The 24,283-nt window shown below is 50.0% G+C and carries 23 protein-coding genes; 11 read left to right on the top strand and 12 right to left on the bottom strand.

Translation table 11 applies throughout. From position 1 onward, the window contains the following. Positions 1 to 4 precede the first annotated feature (4 nt). The gene (locus H581_RS34020; protein WP_084134588.1) at positions 5 to 1,213 is read right to left on the bottom strand and encodes an MGDG synthase family glycosyltransferase; all 1,209 of its coding nucleotides are present in this window, start codon (positions 1,211 to 1,213) and stop codon (positions 5 to 7) included. 296 nt (positions 1,214 to 1,509) lie between these two features. On the opposite strand from H581_RS34020, the gene H581_RS0114370 reads away from it, so the two are divergent. After that, a complete protein-coding gene (locus H581_RS0114370; RefSeq protein ID WP_028610617.1) occupies positions 1,510 to 1,857 on the top strand; it encodes a hypothetical protein in 348 nt (115 codons plus the stop codon). Positions 1,858 to 2,232: 375 nt separating this feature from the next. Here the strand turns inward: H581_RS0114370 and H581_RS0114365 are convergent, their stop codons facing one another. The 4 genes from H581_RS0114365 to H581_RS0114350 all read right to left on the bottom strand — a co-directional run bounded on the left by H581_RS0114365 (position 2,233) and on the right by H581_RS0114350 (position 3,647). Beyond that, on the bottom strand, positions 2,233 to 2,802 hold the full coding sequence (locus H581_RS0114365; protein WP_028610616.1) for a manganese catalase family protein: 570 nt from the start codon (positions 2,800 to 2,802) through the stop codon (positions 2,233 to 2,235). A gap of 28 nt (positions 2,803 to 2,830) precedes the next feature. Then, positions 2,831 to 3,094 (bottom strand): spore coat protein CotJB, encoded by a 264-nt coding sequence (locus H581_RS0114360; RefSeq protein WP_028610615.1) that lies wholly within the window; start codon positions 3,092 to 3,094, stop codon positions 2,831 to 2,833. Beyond that, positions 3,094 to 3,321, bottom strand: a complete 228-nt coding sequence (locus H581_RS0114355) for a spore coat associated protein CotJA (protein ID WP_028610614.1) — start codon at positions 3,319 to 3,321, stop codon at positions 3,094 to 3,096. Before H581_RS0114355 ends, H581_RS0114360 begins: the two co-directional genes overlap by 1 nt. Positions 3,322 to 3,461: 140 nt before the next feature. After that, positions 3,462 to 3,647, bottom strand: coding sequence for a hypothetical protein (locus H581_RS0114350; protein ID WP_028610613.1), 186 nt, complete (start codon positions 3,645 to 3,647; stop codon positions 3,462 to 3,464). 309 nt (positions 3,648 to 3,956) lie between these two features. Here H581_RS0114350 and H581_RS0114345 point away from each other — a divergent pair, with 309 nt between their 5' ends. The 3 genes from H581_RS0114345 to H581_RS0114335 are packed head-to-tail and all read left to right on the top strand — an operon-like array spanning position 3,957 to position 6,807. Next, entirely contained in the window at positions 3,957 to 4,823 is an 867-nt protein-coding gene (locus H581_RS0114345; protein WP_028610612.1) for a class I SAM-dependent methyltransferase, read from the top strand. Beyond that, positions 4,823 to 5,557: an RluA family pseudouridine synthase gene (locus tag H581_RS34015; protein WP_051250792.1), complete on the top strand. Its 735-nt coding sequence runs from the start codon at positions 4,823 to 4,825 to the stop codon at positions 5,555 to 5,557. Before H581_RS0114345 ends, H581_RS34015 begins: the two co-directional genes overlap by 1 nt. Continuing rightward, positions 5,557 to 6,807: a CapA family protein gene (locus H581_RS0114335; RefSeq protein ID WP_051250790.1), complete on the top strand. Its 1,251-nt coding sequence runs from the start codon at positions 5,557 to 5,559 to the stop codon at positions 6,805 to 6,807. The genes H581_RS34015 and H581_RS0114335 overlap by 1 nt, the downstream gene beginning before the upstream one ends. A 24-nt stretch (positions 6,808 to 6,831) precedes the next feature. On the opposite strand, the gene H581_RS0114330 is transcribed toward H581_RS0114335, so the two are convergent. Beyond that, positions 6,832 to 7,233, bottom strand: a complete 402-nt coding sequence (locus H581_RS0114330; RefSeq protein WP_028610610.1) for a MarR family winged helix-turn-helix transcriptional regulator — start codon at positions 7,231 to 7,233, stop codon at positions 6,832 to 6,834. 206 nt (positions 7,234 to 7,439) lie between these two features. Here H581_RS0114330 and H581_RS38380 point away from each other — a divergent pair, with 206 nt between their 5' ends. Then, positions 7,440 to 7,607 carry a hypothetical protein gene (locus H581_RS38380; protein WP_169507505.1) on the top strand — a complete coding sequence of 56 codons (168 nt, stop codon included), beginning with the start codon at positions 7,440 to 7,442 and terminating at the stop codon, positions 7,605 to 7,607. On the opposite strand, the gene gyrA is transcribed toward H581_RS38380, so the two are convergent. The 3 genes from gyrA to H581_RS0114310 all read right to left on the bottom strand — a co-directional run bounded on the left by gyrA (position 7,588) and on the right by H581_RS0114310 (position 12,570). Beyond that, positions 7,588 to 10,050: a DNA gyrase subunit A gene (gene gyrA / locus H581_RS0114320; RefSeq protein ID WP_028610609.1), complete on the bottom strand. Its 2,463-nt coding sequence runs from the start codon at positions 10,048 to 10,050 to the stop codon at positions 7,588 to 7,590. The two genes, H581_RS38380 and gyrA, sit on opposite strands and share 20 nt — an antisense overlap. A 13-nt stretch (positions 10,051 to 10,063) precedes the next feature. After that, complete coding sequence (gene parE, locus H581_RS0114315; protein ID WP_028610608.1) at positions 10,064 to 12,034, bottom strand: DNA topoisomerase IV subunit B; 1,971 nt, start codon at positions 12,032 to 12,034, stop codon at positions 10,064 to 10,066. A gap of 260 nt (positions 12,035 to 12,294) precedes the next feature. Further along, a complete protein-coding gene (locus H581_RS0114310) occupies positions 12,295 to 12,570 on the bottom strand; it encodes a YqkE family protein (RefSeq protein ID WP_028610607.1) in 276 nt (91 codons plus the stop codon). Between the two features lie 278 nt (positions 12,571 to 12,848). Here H581_RS0114310 and H581_RS0114305 point away from each other — a divergent pair, with 278 nt between their 5' ends. Genes H581_RS0114305 through H581_RS0114280 form a run of 6 tightly spaced genes read left to right on the top strand, consistent with a single transcriptional unit; the run spans position 12,849 to position 19,212 of the window. After that, entirely contained in the window at positions 12,849 to 14,384 is a 1,536-nt protein-coding gene (locus H581_RS0114305) for a spore germination protein (protein ID WP_036719081.1), read from the top strand. Positions 14,385 to 14,409: 25 nt separating this feature from the next. Further along, complete coding sequence (locus H581_RS0114300; RefSeq protein WP_028610605.1) at positions 14,410 to 15,606, top strand: Ger(x)C family spore germination protein; 1,197 nt, start codon at positions 14,410 to 14,412, stop codon at positions 15,604 to 15,606. Positions 15,607 to 15,611: 5 nt separating this feature from the next. Continuing rightward, positions 15,612 to 15,845 carry a hypothetical protein gene (locus H581_RS0114295; RefSeq protein ID WP_028610604.1) on the top strand — a complete coding sequence of 78 codons (234 nt, stop codon included), beginning with the start codon at positions 15,612 to 15,614 and terminating at the stop codon, positions 15,843 to 15,845. Between the two features lie 17 nt (positions 15,846 to 15,862). Next, complete coding sequence (locus tag H581_RS0114290; RefSeq protein WP_084134587.1) at positions 15,863 to 16,963, top strand: GerAB/ArcD/ProY family transporter; 1,101 nt, start codon at positions 15,863 to 15,865, stop codon at positions 16,961 to 16,963. Between the two features lie 34 nt (positions 16,964 to 16,997). Next, the gene (locus H581_RS0114285; protein WP_028610602.1) at positions 16,998 to 18,122 is read left to right on the top strand and encodes a GerAB/ArcD/ProY family transporter; all 1,125 of its coding nucleotides are present in this window, start codon (positions 16,998 to 17,000) and stop codon (positions 18,120 to 18,122) included. Continuing rightward, positions 18,112 to 19,212, top strand: coding sequence for a GerAB/ArcD/ProY family transporter (locus H581_RS0114280; RefSeq protein ID WP_028610601.1), 1,101 nt, complete (start codon positions 18,112 to 18,114; stop codon positions 19,210 to 19,212). The genes H581_RS0114285 and H581_RS0114280 overlap by 11 nt, the downstream gene beginning before the upstream one ends. 107 nt (positions 19,213 to 19,319) lie before the next feature. Here the strand turns inward: H581_RS0114280 and purT are convergent, their stop codons facing one another. From purT to H581_RS0114265, 3 genes are all read right to left on the bottom strand, one after another. After that, entirely contained in the window at positions 19,320 to 20,504 is a 1,185-nt protein-coding gene (purT, locus tag H581_RS0114275; RefSeq protein WP_028610600.1) for a formate-dependent phosphoribosylglycinamide formyltransferase, read from the bottom strand. A gap of 134 nt (positions 20,505 to 20,638) precedes the next feature. After that, entirely contained in the window at positions 20,639 to 22,462 is a 1,824-nt protein-coding gene (locus tag H581_RS0114270; RefSeq protein ID WP_028610599.1) for an ABC transporter ATP-binding protein, read from the bottom strand. Further along, positions 22,462 to 24,249, bottom strand: coding sequence for an ABC transporter ATP-binding protein (locus H581_RS0114265; protein ID WP_028610598.1), 1,788 nt, complete (start codon positions 24,247 to 24,249; stop codon positions 22,462 to 22,464). Before H581_RS0114265 ends, H581_RS0114270 begins: the two co-directional genes overlap by 1 nt. Positions 24,250 to 24,283: the final 34 nt, after the last annotated feature.

The raw sequence follows: 24,283 nt of genomic DNA, 5'->3' as shown, positions 1-24,283 counted from the left end.
TGCTTCATCTGCAAAGCTCCAACCGTTCAAATTCGTTTGCAAGCGAAGCTTGAAAGGGTTCTTCTTCCAAATGGCGATAATGATTATTCAGCTCATTGATTTTACCGAGCGCATATCGTGCGGATTGCTTAACCGAACACTGCTTTGCTTTTTCCTTCATCTTACCAAGCAGCTCCCTGTCATGGTACAGTCTCATGAGCTGCAGCTGCAGCTGCCTGAAATCATTAGCTTCAAGAGCCGCTTCCCGGCGTACCAGGTAGCGCGCATTATCCTGCTCCTGACCGGGAAGCGGCTTGAATAGGAGCATAGGCAGCTCCATTGCCAATGCTTCTGACGTGGTAAGTCCCCCCGGCTTGGTCAATACGAGATCAGACAACGCCATCAGTTCTTGGATATGATCCACGTAGCCTGCAATCGTAACCCTCTCTTTCCGGCCGGACAGTTTCTTACTCAGCCCTTGCTGAAGCTTCTTGTTGCGTCCGCAAATCACGATAAATTGCATGGCAGGCGGAAGCTCCTGGTTTTGCAGCCATTCAACCAGTTCGCTGTCAATCATCCCCAGTCCGCCGCCCATCACCAATACGACAAATTGAGAGCCGCCGATCCCGTAGTGAGCGCGAAGCAGCTGCTTATCGAAGGATTGGCTGAAGGATTCGCGGATTGGAATGCCCGAAACTGTAATCTGCCTCTCGGAAATATTCCGAAGGATCAGTAATTGACGGACATCTTCCGAGCTTACCAAATAATGATCGGTATGAGGATGGATCCAGTAGCTGTGGTCTGTATGGTCCGTAATCACCGTTACGCTCGGCAGGTCTGTCAGCCCGTAGCTTTTCAATAACGACATGGCGGCGGCCGAAGACGGGAACGTGTGCACGACGATCGACGGCTGCACCTTCTGCAGAAGTTTACGCATTTTTTCAAGATTGAATAGCTGCAGCTGCTTCAGAAAATGAGAGTAGGGGTTATCCATGCGCGTTTTTTGAAATAGATAACCATATACCGATGGAAAGTGCTTGATCCACTTTAAGTAACAATATGAACCGAGGGCGGACAAGCGGGGATGCGTCCATTTCATAAAATCAATCACTTCCACCTCAGCATCCGAATGATAGAGCCCGGCAGCTTCATATAAGGCCTTGGCGGCCTGTACATGTCCGTCTCCTAGGGCGCCGGACAGAATTAATATTTTTTCCTTTTGCGCAGCTTCCATTCCTATTCACCTCTTCTACCATTTTTATGCTCCGATGGCTTAGGCTAGTCCTGCAAGCGACAGCCCCTGTAAACACGTGATCATTCAACTCATATTTATTTACAAATGTCTTCTCCGTTTCATCAGCCACGTCATAGATTGACCAGTTCAGCCTATGTATTTCAAACTGTGCCTTCATTAATATATTCGCGGCAGCACCGAAATAAATTCATTTACAATAGATCATAATTCAGATAAAATTCTTTATAGCGAACGAAAACGTTCTCATATAAGAAAAGCAAGGAGGTGTTGATGTGATGTCCAGGCTAAAAAAAATCATTTGCCTCACTTTATTATTATGTATCTGCGTGTTCCCCGCCTCCGCGTTAGCTTCATCGGGCAAAACTTCATCGGACAACAAGAACAACCTTTTTTCGAATATATTTTCTTTCTTCTCGGTATCCGGCAGTCAGAACAATTACAACAATCATTCGAGCCAGCCGGATAAATATAATAACGATAAAAATTGGAATAACAAAGGTTGGATTGATTGGTTCGACAAGGATGACTGGTGGGATAAGGACCGTTGGTGGGATGACATCTGTTGGTGGGATGATGACAAATATGACTCCTTCAAGCTGTGGGAGAGGTATTATTGCTATTAGTTAAAATGGAAAACCGTTGGCGGACGTCAACGGTTTTTCCAGCCATCCGGAGGGGCGGCCTGCAAATAAATACATTCTGCCGTTTCACTAGTTCACGGTCTTTCGGTCATATGTATCCGGTATCAATTTCTTCACGTCATCCCTATGAACGGAAGTACTTCATCCATTCATTTTGCCATACCGGATGAACGCTGTACTCGCGCCCGGGTTGGATTTTATATTCATCCTGTAGTCGGATAACTAGCCTGGACCTGTCATGTAGTTTGACAGACGCGAAGGAGGCTGTTTACCGCAATTTCTGGTTTACGACAAAAAACCCACATTTGGCCAATAACGCAGCTTCATGTAGGGCTTTGTATGTTCCGCATTCGCGATTCAATAATAGATTTTCTCGTCCCTCTTTTCCTTGAGAATCTCAACCGCTTCGCGGAATCGAAGCGAATGTACGACTTCGCGCTCCCGCAAATATTTTAATCCGTCTTGCAAATCGACATCATCCGTAAGATCGATGAGCCACTGATAGGTAGCCCTCGCTTTCTCTTCGGCGGCAATATCCTCATACAGGTCGGCAATCGGGTCCCCCTTGGCTTGAATATAAGCAGCTGTCCACGGCACTCCTGACGCATTTTGATAAAATAAGGCGTTGTCGTGCGCGGCATAATGATCGCCAAGTCCTGCTGCTCTCATCTGATCGGGCGTTGCGTCCTTCGTTAATTTATAAACCATCGTAGCAATCATTTCCAAATGCGCAAATTCCTCCGTGCCTATGTCCGTCAACAGTCCGACAACTTTGTCCGGAATCGAATAGCGCTGATTCAAATACCGAAGCGCCGCTGCAAGCTCCCCGTCCGCCCCGCCATACTGCTCAAGTAAAAATTTAGCCATCATAGGGTCGCATTTGCTGACGCGAACCGGATATTGAAGCTTTTTCTCATACACCCACATTCACGATACCTCCTCACAATTATTCGCGTTAGACCTGCCACGGCCAAGGGGCATCGATCCAGTTGAAAGGAGTGCCGGAATAGCTTTGCCCGAAATTTTTCAAAGGACCGTATTGGGACTCGTATTTGTGAGCGATTTGATGCCTTAGCTGAGAATATTGGTTGAATTGCTGGATCGCATTCGCGTCGCCCGGATGAGTATCCAGATATAAATTAAGCTCAACCAAAACAAAATCAACGGCCTGCAGCTCATGCAGCAGCTTATAATAATTTTCGTCCAGCATTTTTTGCATCAGGTTTCACCTTCTTCTTGCCTGAAGTTTTTTGGGTTGTATGGGCTATATAAAGCCGGCCATAATGTCCCATACTTTAACGCTTCGAACGGCGTAAACTGTGGCAAGTTAGGCGGTTGGAAGGGAATAAACAATTGCGGCGGTGTGCTGTAGCTTTTCACGCGGATGGGTGGACAAGGATCGAATGGACTGACGAAAGGCTTCCAATAGCGCACCTGGTCTTTCACGTTCGCAGTCTCCTCTCATAAATGTACTCCATCCAATCTATATGTCCCTCCGCTTGGCCAAAATGACAAACCAAAGACATATAAGATGAGAAAAAGAGACCGCTCCAAGCCTAGGCTTAAAGCGGTGCTTTAAAAAACGATTAGGTTTGATCCAGCTTGTACGTATAACCGCAGAAAGCACAGCGGAATAACACGCTTTTATCCCCAACAATTACGGAGAGCCTGTCATCATCCTCAAGCTCGATATACTCTCTGCCCTGCTCGTCCCGGTCCCCCGTAGCGAAGAACACTGCTTTATTGCCGCACTCGCACTCTATACTCATCATGGTGAAGCATCTCCTCGTTTCGAACTCGCAGCATGAGAAATGATCATAATGACACTAATGGCGCCTACACCCGCCATATAACCGGCGAGAATATCCGATATGTAATGGCTTGTTCTGGTTCGCCTAACGCTAATACAGCGAACACAACCATACTGGACGTTAATACCAGGATCCATACATTCAACTGCTTTCGAATAAATACCATCCCCCGTTTGTGTCGATTCATTGCTTCATGGTGTTAGCTTCGATATAATTATCGATGACATTTATTATATTACAAAAAAAGAGTCAAGGAAGGGTAAAGAAAATATGTACATAGCAGATAAATGGGTCGATTATGAGGTTATTGATACGGGGGACGGAGATAAGCTGGAGCGTTGGGGCAATTACACGCTGCGCCGCCCGGATCCTCAGATTATTTGGCCGATCGCGAATGAAACCGGACTTTGGAAAAAAACCGACGGACACTATCACCGCAGCAGCTCCGGCGGAGGCCAATGGCAGATGAGCCCGTCGCTGCCGGAGCGCTGGACGATCTCGTACGGCGAGCTGAACTTCCATATTAAGCCGACCAACTTCAAGCATACGGGCTTATTCCCCGAGCAGGCCGTGAATTGGAGCTGGATGATGGACAAAATCAGATCCGCGGGCAGACCGGTCCGCGTATTGAACCTATTCGCCTACTCGGGCGGCGCGACCGTCGCGGCGGCTGCCGCAGGAGCCGAGGTATGCCATGTAGACGCAGCCAAAGGCATGGTTCATTGGGCGAAAGAAAATGCGCAGCTGTCCGGACTTGATTCGGCACCTATCCGTTACATTACTGACGATGTGTTTAAATTCGTACAGCGCGAGCAGCGCCGCGGCAAGCAATATGACGCCATCATCATGGATCCGCCGTCTTACGGCCGCGGGCCAAGCGGAGAGACTTGGAAGCTGGAAGAGAACCTGTTTCCGTTTCTGCAGACCTGTACGACCATTTTATCGGATCATCCGTTATTTCTGCTGATTAACTCGTACACGACCGGTTTATCCCCGTCGGTGCTTCACAATTTGCTGCATATGACGATGCATGCCAAGTACGGCGGAGAAATCAACTGCGGAGAGATCGGACTGCCGATTACGAATTCCGGCTTGAATCTGCCCTGCGGAATTCTGGGACGCTGGGAGTCGAGATAATGGCTATCCCGATTTTGTATGAGGATAACCATGTTCTTGCTGTCGTGAAGCCGCCCGGCATTCTTTCCCAGGAGGATGAAACGGGAGATCCGGATATGCTTACGCTGCTGAAGCGGGATTTGAAGGAGCGGTATAATAAGTCTGGGAATGTTTATCTGGGTCTAATCCATCGTCTGGACCGAACCGTAGGCGGTGTCATGGTTTTTGCCAAAACGTCGAAAGCGGCCTCGCGGCTGTCCGAGGCCGTGCGCAGCCGCCAATTCGGCAAGAGCTACGTCTGTGTCGTTCAAGGCGTCCCTGCAAGGCCGAGAGCACGCCTCACGCATTATATACGCAAGGACAGCAGGCTGAATCAAGTGACGGTATTTGACAAACCGGCCGTTGAAGCGAAGGAAGCAATATTGGAATACGAGGTTGCTGCTGCCTCGGACCGCTATTCGCTGGTGGCCATCCGGCTCCATACCGGCAGACCGCATCAAATTAGAGCGCAAATGGCGCATGTCGGCTGCCCGCTCGTCGGGGATCTTAAATATGGAGCGAGCAAGACGAACGGGATATCTGACATTGCGTTATGGTCGACCTCCGTATCGGCTCCGCATCCCGTCAGCAAGGAAATGATGAGCTTCCGCTCCATTCCGGCCGGATCAGACGTCTGGAGCTGGTGGACGGCCGACCAGCTCGAGGCAGCCTCCTTCATGCTGACCGGCATGCCATTAGAAAGGGCGGACCCTTAATGCGACGCAAGAGCAACAAACATCGCAAGCTTCAAGCTCTTTTATTGCTATTAAGTCTCATCGGTTTGCTTATTATTTTCTTCGTGCCCTCATTGCATGTTAGAGCTCCTTCCCCTTCTGAGGATGCTCCCGCAAGTCCGGCAGAAGAGACTGCGGTATCTCACACGCCTTCCCCCATTGTCATCGAGACGCCGACGGCGCCTCCGGAACCTGTTTATAACGAAGCCGTTTGGATGGCGGTCGGAGATATTATGATGCATACGCCTCAACTGCCGGGCTCTTATGACAAGAAGACCAACCGCTACAATTTTGATCCGTTTTTTGCCGAAGTAAAGCCGCTGCTCGAGCAAGGAGATTGGGTCATCGCCAATTTGGAGACGCCGGTTGCCGGCCAGGAATTCGGCTACAGCGGTTATCCGACGTTCAATGCGCCTGTCGAGCTCGCTGAAGCGCTGAAAACGGCCGGTTTCAACTTGATAACAAATGCGAATAATCACTCTCTCGATAAGGGAGAGAAGGGCGTACTCGGTACGCTGGAAAATCTGAAAGCGCTTGGGCTGCCCTCCGTCGGCACCGCATCGTCGCAGGAGGAAGCCGATAAGCTGCTTCTGACGGAGAAGAACGGCATCGTTATGGGACTGCTCGCATACACCTACGGGACAAACGGTATTCCGATTCCGGAAGGCAAGCCGTATTTGGTTTCTCTTATCGATGAGGAGAAAATAAAGAACGATATGAGCAGGCTTCGTCAAGCGGGGGCGGATTTCATTACGGTCTCTCTCCACTTCGGCACGGAGTATCAAACGGCGCCGAGTGATGAACAGAAACGGCTGGCCAGAGCTCTCATCGCAGCCGGCGCGGATATTATTGCAGGGTCGCATCCGCATGTGGTTCAACCGTATGAGGTCGTGGAGACAAGCGATAAGAACGGCCGCGCCAGACAAGGACTAATTATATATTCCATGGGAAATTTCATCTCGAATCAGCGGGGCGACACGAAGGATTACGGGGTTATTTTTAAAGTAAACATACGCAAGAACATGACGGACGGCTCCGTTGCGTTCACCGAAATCGAACCGATTCCGACTTGGGTTCACCGTTACAAGCCGGATCACGCTTTTCGTTACCGCATTCTTCCGATTGAAGAAACGATCGCTTCAGGGACCGATACCTTATTAACTCAAGCCGATTACTCCGGTCTTAAGAAAAACTACGAACTGCTTCGCAATCGGCTCGATTCTATGAAATAAAAGGTTCTGTACTTCCCGGCGTTACTAATTCGCCACTTTGCCAAGCAAGTAAACCAGCAGCTGCTGGTTATGAGAGGAAATGCGGTCCAGCGATTGCTCGATCATTTGAGACCTTATCGCTGTACCGCGTTCGGCCTCCGTCCTGCCCTTCTCCGACACCGATACCCATACAATTCTCCGGTCATTGTTATCCCTCGACCGTTCGATCAGCTCATTGCGCTCCATCCGGTCGAGCAGCGTTGTAATTGCGGCAGGCGTCGTTGCCAAATACTGAAGCAGGTCAGACGGCTTCATCGGCTGATGCTGCATGAGCAGCTCAAGCACGTTCAACTGTCCTTCTGTCAATGGAGCAAGCGATTGCTCCATGTTGTTTTTCCATTCCCGGGAGAGCTTCGTCCACAATCGATTAAATTCATCAGATACCATACCCTCACACCCTCTCTTTGTCATCTTTCACCTATTTGCTCCCTATTATATCAATCTTTCATGTCGAATAAAAGGTTAACACAATTAATAATTTGCGATATTAATCGATACATTCATGAACATTCCGACAGCATTAGACATACAATGTGGCGAAGGCCCGGCTCGGTGTCTATTTTTGCGAGGGCGAGTAAGGAGCGTGCACGCAGATGAACGAGAGAAAAGCGGAAATCATTCAGAAAATTAAACGATACGGCATAATAAAAGACCCGCAATGGCTGGACCGCCCGGATGAGCTGGTGCCATTGTGGGTCATGCTTGAAGCTTTGCTCGAGGTCATCGAACGTTTTGATCCGCCTAATCGGCCTTTTGACTAAGACCAAACGCAGAACGGGACAACGTTTCAACGATGACGTCATTTTTCTCGACAGGGAACATTAGTTTCCCGATGGATTTGCGTTCTTCGATCGGCGCTTTCTCGGAATCGGCAACAAGTTTCGCTCCGGAGGCTGTAACGGCGATGATTTCTCGCGAATCCTTGCAGTAATAGGCGGCAACCAGCGAATCCCCGTTGGATCTCACTCGTTTGCCTTCTTTGAACTCGAACGTCTGAACGCCTTTCCCGCCTCTGCCCTGAATCGGATAATCGAGCAGCAGCGTCCGCTTCGCATAGCCGATGTCTGAAATGACGAGTAATTCGCCTTCATCCTCAGCCACCCATTCCACAGCTATAAGCTCGTCTCCGTCCTTAAGCTGCATGCCTCTGACGCCGGTTGCCGCCCTTCCCATCGGATTAACTTCGGATTCGGCGAACCGTATGCTCATTCCCTGCTTGGTTATCAGCATGATTTGTTTCGTGCCGTCGCTTATGGCGACTCGAATAACCTCATCGCCTTCCGATACCTTGCAGGCAACAACGGCCGTAGACCTGGTCGTTGCATACTCCTTAAGCTCGGTTCGCTTGACCTGTCCCCGTCTCGTGACAAACACCAGCGACGCGGATGCAGCGCTTATATCCTTGACCGGAATGACGCTGACGATCGAATCATCCTTCGGCATCGGCACGACATTGACGATGGCCGTTCCCGTATCCTTCCATTTAAACTCCGGAATGTGATGGACGGGCAGTAAGTAATACTGGCCTTTTCGCGTGAATAACAGCAAATTGTCAATTGTGTTCACTTCAAGCAGCTCGCGGATAAAGTCGCCTTCCTTCACGCCAGCGCTTTGCAGCTCGCCGCCTGATCTGGTGAACGAGAGCATGCTTGTCCGTTTGACATAACCGTCATGGCTTAACGTCACAAGCACGTCCTCAGACGCAACAAGAACCTCCAGATTGACCTTCAGCTCTTCGATTTCGCCGCGCAGATCCGAACGGCGGTCAATGCCGTATTTGTCGCGAATTTCGATAAGCTCGTCCTTAATCACGCCAAGCAGCTTTTTCTCGCTCTCCAGAATCGACTTTAAATAAGCGATCTTCTTCAGCGCTTCTTTGAGCTCCTTCTCCAGCGTCGTAATTTCCAGATTCGTTAGCCGGTATAGCTGAAGCGTTAAGATAGCATCCGCCTGTCGCGCGGTAAATCCGAATTTCGCGATCAAATTATCCTGCGCATCCGCACGGTTCTTGGAAGCTTTAATGGCCGCAATGACTTCATCCAGTATATTAAGCGCTTTGACTAAGCCTTCAACCACATGTGCCCGGTCCTCGGCCTTCTCCAGCTCGTATTTCGTGCGGAAGGTAACGACTTCCTTCTGATGATCGATATACGCGGTCAAAATTTGTTTCAGGCCGAGCTGCATCGGCGTTTTGTTCACGATTGCAACCATATTGAAATTATAGGCGACCTGCAGATCGGTTTTCTTAAGCAAATAGGCTAAAATCCCTTGCGCATCCGCTTCCTTCTTGAACTCCACGACAATTCGAAGTCCATTGCGTCCGCTCTCGTCGCGAACCTCGGCAATGCCCTCCACCTTTTTCTCCAGACGGATATTTTCGATAGCAGTAACAAGCCGCGACTTCACGACTTGATATGGAATTTCGGTAATGACAAGCTGCTGCTTGCCCCCGCGCAGATCCTCAAAGGCCGTCTTCGCGCGCAGATAGATACGTCCCTTGCCGGTCGCGTAAGCTTCCCGAATGCCTTCCTCGCCCATTATCGTTCCGCCGGTTGGAAAATCCGGTCCTTTCACGAACGCCATAAGCTCCTCCAGCGTCATGTCTGATCTCCCCATTAGCGCAATGCAGGCGTCAATGACTTCGCGCAGGTTATGCGGCGGGATTTCCGTGGCAAAGCCGGCAGAGATGCCGCTGGTCCCGTTAACAAGCAAATTAGGGTAGCGCGACGGCAGCACGACCGGCTCTTTCGTCGTATTATCGAAATTGTCCTTGAACAGCACCGTCCGCTTGTCGATATCCCGGAGCAGCTCCATCGCAATCGGCGAAAGGCGTGCTTCCGTATACCGCATCGCAGCCGCCGGGTCGTCATCCTGCGAGCCCCAGTTGCCGTGGCCGTCAATCAGCGGATGTCCCATCTTCCACGGTTGCGCCATCCTGACCATTCCTTCGTAAATGGATGAATCGCCGTGAGGATGATAATTGCCCATAACGTCACCGACCGTTTTGGCCGATTTCCGGTACTGCTTGTCCGGCGTATTGCCCGAATCGTACATCGCATACAGAATACGGCGCTGCACCGGCTTCAAGCCGTCGCGGACATCCGGGATCGCACGGTCTTGAATAATATATTTTGAATAGCGTCCGAAGCGGTCTCCGACAACCTCCTCGAGAAACGCCGGCAAAAACTGTTCCAGCATACCCATGTGTCAGTCCCCCCTATTCCTCGTATTCCATAAAATCGACATTCTCGACGATCCAGCGCTTCCGCGGATCGACCTTATCGCCCATGAGCGTAGATACCCTGCGCTCCGCTTTGGCCGCATCCTCGATTTGCACCTGCAGAAGCGTCCGCTTCTCCGGATCCATCGTCGTCTCCCACAGCTGATCGGGATTCATCTCCCCAAGTCCTTTATAACGCTGAAGCTCGTAGTTTTTGCCGTATTCCTTTAAATAATTTTGCAGCTGCTCGTCCGTCCAAGCGTAACGGATCGTCTCCAGCTTGCCCGATTTGCGGGTAATTTTGTATAAAGGCGGCTGCGCGATATAGACGCGGCCCAAGTCGATTAGCGGCTTCATATACCGGTAGAAGAAGGTAAGCAGCAGCACTTGAATATGGGCGCCGTCCGTATCCGCATCCGTCATAATAATGATTTTATTGTAATTGCACTCTTCCGCTGCAAATTCCGATCCCACACCGGCTCCGATAGCTGAAATAATCGCTTTATACTCGTCGTTTTTCAAAATATCGATCAGCTTGGCTTTCTCCGGATTCATCGGCTTGCCCTTAAGAGGCAGCAGAGCCTGGTATTTCGAATCGCGGCCCTGCTTAGCCGAGCCTCCGGCAGAATCCCCTTCGACGATAAACAGCTCTGTCCGGGTATAATCCTTCGACTGGGCCGGCGTAAGCTTGCCGTTCAGATTCGAGCTTTCGCTCTTCTTCTTGCCGCTGCGGATTTCCTCTCTGGCCTTGCGGGCCGCTTCCCGCGCCTTGGAAGCCTGCAGAGCTTTTTTGAGCAGCATTTGGGCGATTTGCGGATTTTCCTCCAGAAAAACCTGCATTTTATCGGATACGATCGCATCCACCGCGCTTCGCGCCGACGCGCTTCCGAGCTGGTCCTTCGTCTGGCCGACGAACTCTACCTCGGACATCTTAATGTTGATCACAACCATCATGCCTTCGCGCAAATCGTTGCCTTCCAGGTTTTTGTCCTTTTCCTTCAGCATCGCCGCTTTGCGGGCATAGTCGTTCATGACGCGGGTATATGCGGTTTTGAAGCCCGTCTCGTGCGTTCCGCCGCCACGCGTCGGGATTGCGTTAACGAAAGAAGCGATCGTCTCGGTATATCCGTCGTTATATTGGAGCGCAACCTCCACCTCGATATCATCGCGTTCGGCCGCAAAGTGAATGACGTCATGCAGCACGGTCTTGTCCTCATTCAGAAATTGAACGAACTGCCGGGCGCCGCCCTCGTAATGGAAAACATCAGACTTGCCGCTTCGGTCGTCCTTGATCGTCACCTTTAATCCCGAGTTCAAAAACGCGATTTCCTGCAGCCGCTCCGCCAAAGTATCATAACTAAGCGTGGTGCTGTTCTGGAATACGCGTCCATCGGGCTTGAACGTAACCTTCGTGCCCGTGCGGTTCGTCGAACCGATGACCTCAAGGCCGCGAACGGGCTCGCCGACATGCTCTTTGCCCGCTTCGTCTACCCAATACTCAAACCTTTGCTTATGGATTTTGCCGTCGCGGAAAATTTCAACCTCCAGCCATTCCGAAAGCGCGTTCGTCACCGATGCGCCTACCCCGTGCAGGCCGCCGGACTTCTTATAGCCCCCGCCGCCGAACTTGCCTCCAGCGTGCAAAATCGTAAACACAACCTGCGGTGTCGGAATACCGGTCTTATGCATGCCGGTAGGTATGCCGCGTCCGTTATCATGAACCGTAACGGCACCGTTCTTGTGCAGGGTAACTTCAATCGCCGAACAAAATTTAGCCAAATGCTCGTCGACCGCATTATCGACGATTTCCCATACAAGGTGATGCAGCCCCGAGCTGCTGGTGCTTCCTATGTACATGCCTGGCCGTTTACGAACGGCGGTCAAGCCTTCTAACACCTGTATATCATCGGCCTCGTAATTCCGCTCCGCGGCCGCTGTATTTGCAAAAAGATCTATTTGCTCTGACATGAGCGCCCCCCAATCTGTAGTTCACGTTTCCGCATCTTCAAGCTATTTTAATGCAAGTTGTCCTGTTTCGTAAAGACATCTAAATAAACGGCCCATACCCCAATCGCTGAAACCGCCCGTCCTGAATAAGATTTTAAAGTCGATTTTATCAATAAAAAGGATAGATGTTACCATGTTTTGCATTTCATCATTGCATTATCCCGCCAAACATAAAAAAGAAGATGTCGATTCGGCATCTTCCCTGAGAGAATGCTCGTTCTTCACTTGTACTTCGACCAATTGGCATCGCTGTTCTCCAGCAAATACGCAAAGTCATTCTCGCGTTTTTTCTGTTCCTGCCTCTTTTTCTCTTCTTCCTGCTTGCGCAGTGCTTCCTTTCGAACGGTTTCTTCCTCGGACAGCTCCTCCGCCTTCGCTTTCAGCTTTTGTACGATATCGGCGCTGAGCAGCTCATTTAACAGAACAGGTTTTTCCTTATCTCCCTGCGGCGCTGATTTCCCCGGAAAGGCGGCAGCCGTATTTTTCTTTTTGCCCATGCTTCATTCACTCCGCTTCCACTCTCGTCGATTGCAACAATATAACCTTATTTTATCACAGTCCCAAACTTTAAGCCCGTTTATGCCTGCATAAAATTGGACATTGAATTGATACTATAAAAAAATCGCAGATCACTGGGATTTTTCATAGTTTGAAGGACCGGGACCCGTTCTATTATATTCTACAGCCTGATTTTGTTTTGATGAACCGCCGGGTTTATAAGCAGACGCTTGTCGCTAGGCCCTCGTATACATTAGAAATTCAAAGGAAAGAATGGATGCATATGACGAACAACCATGTTCAGACAGAACCGCTCAAGGACAAGCTGGAAGATAATTTAAATAAAATCCGAAATGAATTAGGCGGCAGCGACGATATCATCATTCGCGAAATCGGATTCGGGAAGGACCGGATAGCCCATGCGGCGGTCATCTATACGGATGGTTTGGCGGATACGAAACTGATTACAGACTTTATATTAGACTCCCAGACGCAAGGAAATCATGCGGAAGAGATTGATCATGCAACCGACGAGGATAACCTGCTGGATGCGTTAAAATCACTCGCTTTAAACTTAGGCGACCATAAGGAGATTACAGACTTCGCAGGGCTGTATTCCAATCTCCTCTCGGGGAATACAGTCCTGCTGTTAGATGGTTTTGCACGCGGCATAGCGGCAGGCACGCAAGGATGGAAGGGCCGAAGCGTGTCGGAGCCTGTCGCGCAAAGCGTTGTCCGCGGCCCTCAGGAAGGATTCACCGAAACGCTTCGTACAAATACGTCGATGGTCAGGAGGAAAATTAAGGATCCGAATCTATGGCTGGAGACGATGCAAATCGGCAAAGTGACGAAAACCGATGTTGCGATCATGTACATAAAAGGAATCGTTAACGATAAAATCGTCGAGGAAGTGCGCGCCAGGCTGGGTCGCATCGATATTGACGGCATTCTGGAGAGCGGCTACATCGAAGAGCTCATTCAGGATGAAGCCTATTCGCCGTTCCCGACCGTCAGTAATACGGAACGGCCTGATTCCGTGGCAGCCGAATTGCTGGAAGGACGCGTCGCTATTCTCGTCGATGGAACTCCCTTTGTGCTTATCGTCCCGACTTTATTTATTTCCTTCTTCCAGACCGCAGAAGATTATTACCAGCGCGCCGATATCAGCACCCTTCTGCGGATCATTCGTTTCATCAGCTTGTTTATCGCCATGGTAGGACCGGCACTCTATATCGCGATTACAACCTTTCATCAGGAGCTCCTGCCGACGCAATTGCTTATCAGTTTGGCTGCGCAGCGGGAAGGCGTCCCCTTCCCCGCCTTTATCGAAGCATTGATGATGGAAGTGACCTTTGAAGTATTGCGGGAAGCGGGCATTCGAATGCCCCGACCGATCGGACAGGCCGTATCGATCGTTGGTACCCTCGTCATCGGTCAAGCGGCGGTGGAGGCCGGCATCGTATCGGCTTCGATGGTAATCGTCGTATCGATTACCGCCATTTCCAGCTTTGTTATAACCGGGTACAGCATGGCGATATCTATCCGGATGATCCGTTTTGTCATCATGGGACTAGCAGCTGCCTTCGGCATCTTCGGAATCGTGGTCGCTATGATCGCACTTGTCCTGCACCTGTGCAGCCTGCGCTCCTTCGGGATTCCGTTCATGAGCCCTTTCGCTCCGTTTATACCTGCCGACCATAAAGATACGATTTTCCGGTTTCCTCACTGGGCTCAAAGCACGCGTCCCCGGTTGATTAATCAGAAGAATACCACCCGCGAGCTTATGTCAAGGCCGACGAAACCGGAAAAATAAAATTACTCATGGAAGGAGATCCCTCATGGTTCGTTTGCTATCCGTGTTGGTAAGCGTCTTCCTGCTGCTCTCCCTGTTATCCGGATGCTGGAGCCGGCGGGAGTTGGATGAGCTCGGCATTGCCGTTGGAATCGGGGTCGATAAAGCCGCTAACGGCTACCGGGTTACGACGCAAGTCGTTAGTCCCGGAGAGATTGCTGCAGCTAGACCAAGCGGCAACCGGACTCCGGTAACCGTATATGAAACAACTGGCTCCACCATTTTTGAAGCGATTCGCAAAATAACGACTAAGAGCTCCAGAGAGATTTATTTGGCTCATCTTCGGGTTCTTGTGATCGGTGAAGCCTTGGCGAAAGAGGGTATTCATAAGGCGCTCGATCATTTCTCCAGGGATCATGAGGTGCGGACCGATTATTTTGTTATTGTCGCGAAGGGGGCAACCGCTTCGGATGTCTTGAAGGTGTTAACGCCAATCGAGAAAATTCCCGCGAATTATCTATATCTGGCCCTCGATAGTTCCCAGAAGCTATGGGCTCCCACGGCAACGATTACACTGGATGAGCTTATTACCGATATTACCAGCGAGGGGAAAAATCCGGCATTATCAGCCGTCAGAGTGATAGGAAAGCAAATTAGCCAGACGCAAAAAAACGTTGAAAGCATCGAGCCTCCCGGTTTTTTGAAATATTCCGGCCTGGCCGTATTCAGAAAGGATAAATTAATCGGCTGGTTAAACGAAAAGGAAAGCAAGGGCTACAGCTACATTACCAATAATGTAGAGAGCACGGTTGGAGCAATCGCGTGCCCCGGAGGAGGAAAAATTGCGGTTGAGGTAATAAAGTCCAAAACGAAAATCAAAGGGAAAGTGAGGAATGGAAAGCCGAATATCGATATTGTCGTCAAAATGGAGGAAAATGTGGGCGAGGTCGAATGCGAAATCGATATGACAAAACGGGAAACGATAAGCGAACTTGAGTATGCGGCGAAGCTGCGTGTGGAAAAGATCATTAAGAATACCATCAAAAAGGTGCAATCCGATTTAAAGGTGGATATATTCGGCTTTGGCGAGGCGATACATAGAGCTGATCCTGCGGCGTGGAAAACATTAAAACAAAATTGGGACGAGCAATTTGCGCAGCTGGACTTCAACGTAAACGCATCTGTGAAAATCAGGCGCATCGGAACGGTTGCCAACTCTTTTCATAAAGAAGGGGTTGAGTAATCAGGATGTGGATGATCGTTGGGATCGTTGCTACAGCCTCATTTTTCACAATGATCGAAGCCCCTCCGCTCTTTAAAGCGAAGAAGAAGAAGGAGCTGTGGTTGTTTTCGATTCTGCTCTTGATCGGTACGGGTTTATGCATCTCGGTATCCCTCGATATCGTAATTCCGAATCCGCTGGATCTTGTTTATGTGGTCTTCAAACCAATGAGCCGGCTGCTGGACAACCTGTTAAAGTAAACACGGGAGAAGGGTAAATGATGACGAGTAATGCGAAAATATCAATACGGCAGTTCTCCGTGCTTATTATGTTCTATACGATCGGCACAACGATTCTCGTTATCCCCTCTTCTCTTGCCGCAGACGCTAAACAGAACGCTTGGATAGCGGCTATCGCCGGCTGGTTGCTAGGTCTATTGATTGTTGCCGTATATATGGTTTTAGGAAAGCTGTTTCCACATATGAATATCATCCAATATCTCGCGCATGTGCTGGGAAAATGGTTCGGCAAGCTGATTGCTTTAGGTTTGATCTTCTTTTCGTTCATAGGAGCAGCCACTGTTATTTTCTACATGGGTAATTTCATGACGACGCAGGTCATGCCCGAAACGCCGATCGAAGCCTTTATCGTGCTTTTCGCAAGTCTTATCGTGCTTGGGCTCCGCTTGGGGCTTGAAGTGCTGGCACGAACCGCTGAAATTTTGTTTCCGTGGTTCGTCATACTGTTTGTTATTTTAGCCCTCTTCCTAATCCCGGAGATCGAATTGGAGAAGATTATGCCGATCACGGAGTTCGGCATTAAACCCATCATGAAGGGCGCCGTTAGCTATGCCAGCTATTCTTCTCTTCCGCTTATCGTTTTTTTCATGATATATCCAGCTTCCCTGAATCGTAATAAGGAGGCCGGAAAAGCGTTCTTCATCGGTACATTTCTCGGCGGAATATTCGTCATTATCGTTACCTTTTTAAGTATCTCGATATTAGGCGTCGATTTCACGGAGCGAAACATGTATCCAAGCTACGCTTTGGGAAAACAGATTATTATAGGGAATTTTATCCAAAGAGTTGAAATACTCATAGCCGGGATTTGGTTTATGACCATTTTTTTTAAATCCGCGCTTTATGCTTACAGCTTCGTGACGGGTCTTGCGCAGATTTTCGAGTGTAAAGATTACCGTCCGCTCGTCCTGCCTTCCGGCATGATTTTGGCGGCCTATTCGCTTATTGTTTATCCGGATGTCGTATATATGATGGATTTTGACACAACCGTTTATATTCCGTTTTCACTGGTTTTCGGTCTCTTGCTTCCGCTGATGCTCTTAGGAGCCGGCATCCTGCATAAAAGAATGATCAAATGAAAAAGCGCTGTGATTAGTCTGGGGTGAAGAAACGATGGCGAACAACGTGAAAATATCACTGCGTCAATTTACCGTGCTTATTATGTTTTATACGATAGGCACGACGATATTGGTTATTCCGGCACCTCTTGCCGCCGATGCCGGCCAGCATGCATGGATTGCCGCAATAGTCGGTTGGCTGCTGGGTTTATTGGTCGTCGTCCTCTACGTCTCTTTGGGCAAGCTATTTCCTCAGATGACGTTCATTGCCTATATCGAGCATACTTTCGGGAAATGGTTAGGCAAGCCGATTTCCCTCTTTTTTATTTTTTTTTCGTTCGTAACCTCTTCCATCGTTTTGTATTATATCGGAAATTTCATGACAACGCAGATTATGCCGGAAACGCCGATCGGCGCTTTTGTCATTCTTTTCGCCGGAATTGTCCTTATGGGACTGCGGCTCGGACTTGAAGTGCTGGCCCGTACAGCTGAAATATTATTTCCATGGTTTTTATTATTGTTCACAACATTAACCTTGTTCCTTATTCCGGAGATTGAAATCCAGAAGATTAGGCCGATTATCGAAATCGGATTCAAGCCGGTCATAAGGGCAGCGCTGGTTTTCGCCGGCACGGCTTCCCTTCCGATGGTTGTATTCTTAATGATCTATCCGATGTCTCTAAACGAAAAAAAAGGGGCGGGGAAAGCTTTTTACACCGGCACTCTAATTGGCGGAATTTTCATTATCATCATCACCTTCTTGAGCGTTTCTATCTTGGGTGCTGAGCTTAGCGCTAAAAACATGTACCCGAGTTACGCGTTGTCTAAAAAAATAAATGTCGGAAATTTTATTCAAAGAGTTGAGATTCTGATGGCAGGCTTATGGTTTTTGACCATCTTTTTCAAAGCAACCTTTTATGCTTACGGTTTCATTTCAGGAATTGCGCAGGTATTCGGTTGTAAGGATTACCGTCCATTCGTTATCCCATGCGGAATGATCATGATCGCGTTTTCGCTTGTCGTTTATCCCGACGTCGTTTATATGAGTGATTTCGAGTCCACCGTATATATTCCGTTTGTGATATCGGCCGGTTTGTTGCTGCCGCTGTTCGTCCTCATCACCGGCTTGATCAGGAAAAGAATGATGAATAACCAGGGAGTTGAGAGTGATGACGAATAACGTAAAAATTTCGATACGTCAATTCACCATACTAATGATGTTCTATACCATCGGAACGACAATTTTGGTCATTCCTTCGACTCTTGCAGCCGATGCCAAACAGAATGCTTGGATTGCCGCCATTGTCGGCTGGCTGCTTGGATTATTAATTGTTTACCTCTATTTTTCCATAGGCAAGCTATACCCGCAAATGACGCTGATCGGTTTCCTCGAGCATACGCTCGGAAAATGGTTCGGCAAGTTGGTTTCCCTTATTTTCATTACATTTTCGTTTTTAGGCGCCTCTACCGTCTTATTTTATTTAGCCAATTTTATGACTACTCAGGTGATGCCGGAAACACCGATCGGCGCTTTTATCATTCTATTTGCCGCCCTCGTATTTATGGGAGTGCGGTTAGGGCTTGAAGTGCTGTCCCGCTCCGCAGAAATATTATTTCCGTGGTTTTTAATTTTGTTCGTCGTTTCTTCGATCTTGCTCATCCCGGAGATTGAGATCCAAAAAATGAAGCCGATCATGGAAATAGGTATAAAGCCGACCATAAAAGCCGCATTAGCTTATATAGGAACAGCGTCATTGCCGCTCGTTCTCATTCTTCTAATCTTCCCGTCTGCCCTTAATCAAAAAAAAGGGGCGGGTAAAGCATTTATGATCGGTACGCTGCTCGGCGGAATCTGTATTATTCTCATCACCTTCCTCAGTATTTCGATATTAGGCGCCGATTTCAGCTCGAGAAACATGTATCCAAGCTACGCATTGGCCAAACAAATAAACATTGGAAACTTTATTCAAAGGGTAGAAATTTTAATGGCCGGCATGTGGTTTATGACGATCTTTTTCAAGGCCTCCTTCTATGCCTATGGCGTCGTGGCAGGTATTACGCAATTATTCGGCTGCAAGGATTACCGGCCATTCGTCTTTCCGTGCGGAATGATCATTGCCGCCTACTCGCTTGTCGTCTACCCGAACGTTGCTTATATGATGGATTTCGATTCCACCGTATATATTCCGTATGTGATAACGATTGGGTTATTACTGCCGCTGCTGCTGCTTGTGATCGGCTCGATCCGCAAAAAAATGAGCAGCCGTTGACCGTAACTCTGGAACAGTTTCGAAACGCGTCTCTCTCGAAGAAGTTCACGCCGGTTAACATGCAGCAAGCCCCGAACATCGTCGTGGACGATGTCGGGGCTTGTTTCTTATTTAGGATTGTATTCGATATAAAGGGCTTGAGCTGCGCGGCCTGCCGTATCGCGCGCTTGCTCGGCACTGGCTGCCGTGCTGAGCGCAACAGCCATCCGGCGGCCGGGCTTGGTCTCCGGTTTACCGAAAATGCGAACCTGCGTATTCGGCACGGAAAGAGCCTCCTCGATCCCGCCTATCCGGAAATCCGCGGCATCCCTGTCCGCCTTTAACGTATGGGAAGCGCCGGGACTGAGCAGCCGTATCGAAGGAATAGGGAAGCCTAGAACCGCCCTCACATGAAGCGCAAACTCCGACAAATCCTGGGTAGCCATCGTCACCATTCCCGTATCATGCGGACGCGGCGACACTTCGCTGAACAGAACGCCTTCCTGCGTGATGAACAATTCGACTCCGTAAATGCCGTAGCCCCCAAGTTCATTCGTGATCTTTAGCGCGATCGCCTCGGCCTGCGCGATTTGTTGCTCCGTCATCTCATGAGGCTGCCAGGATTCGATGTAATCGCCGTCCTTCTGGACATGTCCGATAGGCGGACAATAGGCTGTTCCGGATACGGAACGCACGGTGAGCAAGGTAATCTCGGACTCAAACGTCACAAATCCCTCGACGATAATGCGCTGCTTCTTCGCGCGGCCTCCCTCCATCGCATAATTCCAGCAGGAATCGAGCTCCGCTTCGGAACGGCAGACGCTCTGTCCTTTGCCTGAAGAGCTCATAATCGGCTTGATCACGCATGGGAAACCTAATTCTGCCGCTGCCAGTCTAAGCTCGTCCAGACTGTCGGCGAAACGGTAAGACGCAGTCGGCAAGCGAAGTGTCTCCGCCGCCAGGCGGCGAATCCCTTCGCGGTCCATCGTAAGGCGCGCAGCCCGTGCCGTCGGTATGACGCGATGTCCTTCCTTCTCCAGCTCCACCAACGTTTCCGTTGCAATCGCTTCGATTTCGGGAACAATGAAATCCGGACGCTCCCGATCGATAATGCGGCGAATCGCCGATCCGTCCAGCATATCCGTCGTGTAGCTGCGATGCGCAACCTGCATGGCCGGGGCATGGTCGTAACGGTCGACGGCAATCGTTTCAATTCCTAGGCGCTGGGCTTCCAGCGCCACTTCCTTGCCAAGCTCCCCGGAGCCAAGCAGCAATAGCTTGCGTGCATTTGATGTGAGCGGTGATCCATACATAAGCAAAAAGAACCTCCTGGAAGCGTGCCGATCCGGCTGCCGAGCGATAGAGCGCTGCGGCGGGCGGATCGGTCCTTTTTTCTTCCATTGTGGAGGTTCTCTATGCAAAAATCAACCATTATCCGATTCGGTTCTTACAAAAACCGGTATTGCGCCTCAATGAGGCCGTTATAAACGCCCCGCTTCGCGATCAATGATTCATGGTTGCCCTGTTCCACGATCCGGCCGTGATCCAGCACAATGATTTCATCCGCGTGGCGAATCGTCGACAATCGGTGTGCGATCATAAAGGAGGTCCGGCCTGCCAGCAGCGCTTTGAGCGCTTCCTGAATTTTGAGCTCCGTCTCCGTATCGATGCTTGCGGTTGCCTCATCCAGGATCAGAATGCGGGGATCGGCGAGCAGGGCGCGGGCGAACGACAGCAGCTGTCTTTGTCCCATGGAGAGTACGTTCCCGCGTTCCTCTACCTGCGTATCGTAGCCGTCCGGCAGGTTCATGATATAATCATGCGCGTTGACCGCTTGAGCCGCCTTCACGATCTCCGCGTCCGTCGCATCGAGACGACCGTAGCGGATATTATCGCGAATCGAGCCCGCAAAGATAAAGGTATCCTGAAGGACGATGCCTACCTGCGAACGCAAGCTTTCAATCGTAACGTCGCGAATATCGATGCCGTCAATTAACACGCGGCCCTGAACCGGATCGTAAAAGCGGCAGAGCAAGTTAATAATCGTGCTTTTGCCTGAGCCGGTATGTCCGACAAGCGCAATGGACTGGCCTGCCTTCACGTCGATCGAAACGCCCTTGAGCGCGGGTCTGCCCTTCTCGTATTCAAACACGATATTGTCGAACTTCACATCGCCTTTAATTTGGCTTAGCGGCTTCGCTTCCGTTAATTCGGCAACGGTCGGCTCTTCATCGATAAATTCGAATATACGTTCCGACGAAGCCATCGCGATAAGCAGCTGGGAGTACATTTGACCTAACCGGTTAATAGGCTCCCAGAAGTTGCCGATGTAATTCGCATAACCGACGAGCAAACCGACCGTAATGATGTTATTCTGAATCAGGTGAGCCCCGTACCAGAACAGGATAAATGTCCCGATCGCGGAAGTTATCTCGATCACCGGTCCAAACGTCTGATTAAGCGCAGAAGCCCTATCCCACGATTTGACGTTGACCGTGTTCATCTGATTAAAGAAGCCCATGTTGTCTTTCTCCTGCACGTAAGCCTGGGTAACCTTCATCCCTTGAATGCTCTCATTCAGATGAGAGTTGATGCGGGACTGTTTGATCCGCACGTCCTGCCAGGCGAAGCGGATCCGCTTGCGCAGCGAGGTGGAGACCAGGAACATTAACGGCACCGTGATCATCACCGCAAGGCCAAGCTTGAAGTTCCATACGAGCAGAATGATGACGATGCCGAACAGCTGCACGCAGTCCATCAGCAGATTGACAACCCCGTTTGTGAACAGGTCCTGCAGCGCATTGACGTCATTCGTTACCCGGACGAGTACCGAACCTGCAGGACGTTTGTCATAGAATCGGAAGGAAAGCTTCTGGATGTGCTGAAACAAATGCTTTCTCAGGTCATAGATGACCTTCTGGCCGATGATATTCGTAAATTTAATCCGGTACGTGTTCGATGCCCATTGAATAACATATAAGAAAAGCATGATGCCGGCGAATGTAAGGAGCTTAGGGACGCTGGTCTCGCCGTTAACCGGCGAGATCGCTTCATCGATGGCCAGAATAACTAACGCTGGCACGCCAAGGCGGGTAAGCGTTCCAAGAATCATCATCAGGATGACGGGCGTGAGCTGCTTGGTATACGGCTTCATATAAGCGAATAACCGGCGCAGTTGTCCCCAGTTAAACGGCTTCTCGATCAGCTCGTCGTCCTGGTACACGAAACGTTCATTTTTGTCGATTGGTTTAGCTTTCATACTCGCGCTCATTATACGGTACTTCCTTTCCGTTCGATCGCTTGTGCGGGTTGTTCCAAAGCTTCTAGCGGGATATCGGCATACTGAATATTATAGGTATCGCGGTAATGGCCTTCCTGTGCGATCAGCTCCGCGTGAGTGCCCCTCTGTACGATATGCCCTTCTTCCAGCACGATAATTTCATCGGCATGGCGCAAGGACGAAATCCGGTGCGCGATAATAAAGGTCGTGCGTCCGGCCATCAGCTCCTTGAAGCCCGCTTGAATATCGTGTTCGGTTTCCATATCAACGGCGCTCGTCGCATCGTCCAGAATCAGAATCCGAGGGTTCTTGATCAAAGCCCGCGCGATGGCAATCCGCTGCTTCTGGCCGCCGGATAAGCCCATGCCTCTCTCCCCGACTATCGTATCGTAACCCAGCGGCAGCTCCATGATGAAATCATGCGCTTTGGCGAGCTTGGCGGCATTCTCGATCTGCTCCTGCGTGACATCCTTCACGCCATACGCGATATTGGCGCGGATGGAGGCCGAGAACAAAAAGGTTTCCTGGAATACCGGCGCAATTATGCGGCGCAGGCTCTCCACATCCAGATTGCGGATATCGATGCCGTCCAGCGTGATGGTGCCTTGCTTGACGTTATAAGCGCGCATAAGCAGCTGAATGATCGTTGATTTACCCGAGCCTGTCGATCCGAGCAAGCCGATGACGGAACCGGCGGGCGCGTCAATGACAAGATCGGTTACGGCAGGCGCTTTATCCGGATAGCTGAACGTGACACGATCGAAGCGAACATGGCCCTTCACCGTTTCGCTGCTTACCTCGATCGCATGCTCCGTACTTTTGACATGCACATGCTCATTCAATAGACCCAGAACCCGCTCGCCCGACGCTTTAAATTGCGTATAGTTGTTAATATGGAAGCCTAGACCCCACATAGGGCCGATAATGTACCATATCAGGCTGAAGAATGCAACGAATTCGCCGAGCTTAAGCGAACCGTTAATGACGAGCATCCCGCCGGTAACGAGCAGGATGACCGCGCTCAGGTTGGCGACAAGCTCCATGACCGGGAAAAATTTCGCCCAAATTTTTGCCGCGCCTACCTGGTTCGTCTGGTAAGCTTCGCTCCGAACCGAAAATTTCGTAACCTCATGGTTTTCCCTTGCGAAGGATTTCACCGTTCTAACGCCGGTAATATTTTCCTGAACCGCCGTTGTCAGGTTGCTCATCGCCTGGCGCATTTCACGGAAAGCCGGGTGAATGTTGCGTTCGAAACGAATGGCCGCAAATCCGAGCAGCGGAATCGTAACGAGCGTAATTAGCGTCAACTGCCAATGGATCGACAGCATCATCGCTCCGCCGAAACCAATCATAAGCACCATGTTCAATATTTGCGCAAAGCCGAAACCGAGAAATTGGCGGATGGCCTCCAGATCCGCCGTCAGGCGAGACATCAAATCCCCTGTTTTCGCTTTATCGTAGTATTGAAAGGACAATGTCTGCAGCTTCTCGTATAAAGCATTGCGCAGGTTGAAAGCTACCCGGTTGCCGAGCCGGCCACCAAAAAATCCGTGTAGAAACTGCATGCAGCCTTTAAAAGTCACAACACCCACAACTGTGAACGCGAGCGTCGGTACCAGTTCGAATTTGCGCGGCGTAATGACGTCGTCAATTAGGTAACGCAGCAAATTCGGATAGACCAGTCCGAGCGCCGTCGCGCACACCAAGCAAATAATCGAAGAGAAAAGAAACTTCCGGTCCCCCCAATAAAATGCTTTCAACTGCCTGAACACGTCCAAGTAAATCCATCTCCCCGTATCTATTTTGTAAGCA

The sequence above is a fragment of the Paenibacillus harenae DSM 16969 genome (genome assembly GCF_000422465.1).
In the GTDB taxonomy this organism is placed as follows: Bacteria; Bacillota; Bacilli; order Paenibacillales; family Paenibacillaceae; genus Pristimantibacillus; species Pristimantibacillus harenae.
Note: the sequence above shows the minus strand (reverse complement) of the source record. Positions and strands in the feature narration are given on the sequence as shown.

Excerpts from the sequence above, each read along its gene's own strand:
- H581_RS0114270 (WP_028610599.1), bottom strand. The coding sequence starts at position 22,462 with ATGAGCGCGAGTATGAAAGCTAAACCAATCGACAAAAATGAACGTTTC.
- H581_RS0114345 (WP_028610612.1), top strand. The coding sequence starts at position 3,957 with ATGTACATAGCAGATAAATGGGTCGATTATGAGGTTATTGATACGGGG.
- H581_RS0114360 (WP_028610615.1), bottom strand. The coding sequence starts at position 3,094 with ATGCAAAAAATGCTGGACGAAAATTATTATAAGCTGCTGCATGAGCTG.
- H581_RS0114300 (WP_028610605.1), top strand. The coding sequence starts at position 14,410 with ATGGTTCGTTTGCTATCCGTGTTGGTAAGCGTCTTCCTGCTGCTCTCC.
- H581_RS0114335 (WP_051250790.1), top strand. The coding sequence starts at position 5,557 with ATGCGACGCAAGAGCAACAAACATCGCAAGCTTCAAGCTCTTTTATTG.
- H581_RS0114290 (WP_084134587.1), top strand. The coding sequence starts at position 15,863 with ATGATGACGAGTAATGCGAAAATATCAATACGGCAGTTCTCCGTGCTT.
- H581_RS0114310 (WP_028610607.1), bottom strand. The coding sequence starts at position 12,570 with ATGGGCAAAAAGAAAAATACGGCTGCCGCCTTTCCGGGGAAATCAGCG.
- H581_RS0114285 (WP_028610602.1), top strand. The coding sequence starts at position 16,998 with ATGGCGAACAACGTGAAAATATCACTGCGTCAATTTACCGTGCTTATT.
- purT (WP_028610600.1), bottom strand. The coding sequence starts at position 20,504 with ATGTATGGATCACCGCTCACATCAAATGCACGCAAGCTATTGCTGCTT.
- H581_RS0114330 (WP_028610610.1), bottom strand. The coding sequence starts at position 7,233 with ATGGTATCTGATGAATTTAATCGATTGTGGACGAAGCTCTCCCGGGAA.
- H581_RS0114280 (WP_028610601.1), top strand. The coding sequence starts at position 18,112 with ATGACGAATAACGTAAAAATTTCGATACGTCAATTCACCATACTAATG.
- H581_RS34020 (WP_084134588.1), bottom strand. The coding sequence starts at position 1,213 with ATGGAAGCTGCGCAAAAGGAAAAAATATTAATTCTGTCCGGCGCCCTA.
- H581_RS0114350 (WP_028610613.1), bottom strand. The coding sequence starts at position 3,647 with ATGATGAGTATAGAGTGCGAGTGCGGCAATAAAGCAGTGTTCTTCGCT.
- parE (WP_028610608.1), bottom strand. The coding sequence starts at position 12,034 with ATGTCAGAGCAAATAGATCTTTTTGCAAATACAGCGGCCGCGGAGCGG.
- H581_RS34015 (WP_051250792.1), top strand. The coding sequence starts at position 4,823 with ATGGCTATCCCGATTTTGTATGAGGATAACCATGTTCTTGCTGTCGTG.
- H581_RS0114365 (WP_028610616.1), bottom strand. The coding sequence starts at position 2,802 with ATGTGGGTGTATGAGAAAAAGCTTCAATATCCGGTTCGCGTCAGCAAA.
- H581_RS0114370 (WP_028610617.1), top strand. The coding sequence starts at position 1,510 with ATGTCCAGGCTAAAAAAAATCATTTGCCTCACTTTATTATTATGTATC.
- H581_RS38380 (WP_169507505.1), top strand. The coding sequence starts at position 7,440 with ATGAACGAGAGAAAAGCGGAAATCATTCAGAAAATTAAACGATACGGC.
- gyrA (WP_028610609.1), bottom strand. The coding sequence starts at position 10,050 with ATGGGTATGCTGGAACAGTTTTTGCCGGCGTTTCTCGAGGAGGTTGTC.
- H581_RS0114305 (WP_036719081.1), top strand. The coding sequence starts at position 12,849 with ATGCATATGACGAACAACCATGTTCAGACAGAACCGCTCAAGGACAAG.
- H581_RS0114295 (WP_028610604.1), top strand. The coding sequence starts at position 15,612 with ATGTGGATGATCGTTGGGATCGTTGCTACAGCCTCATTTTTCACAATG.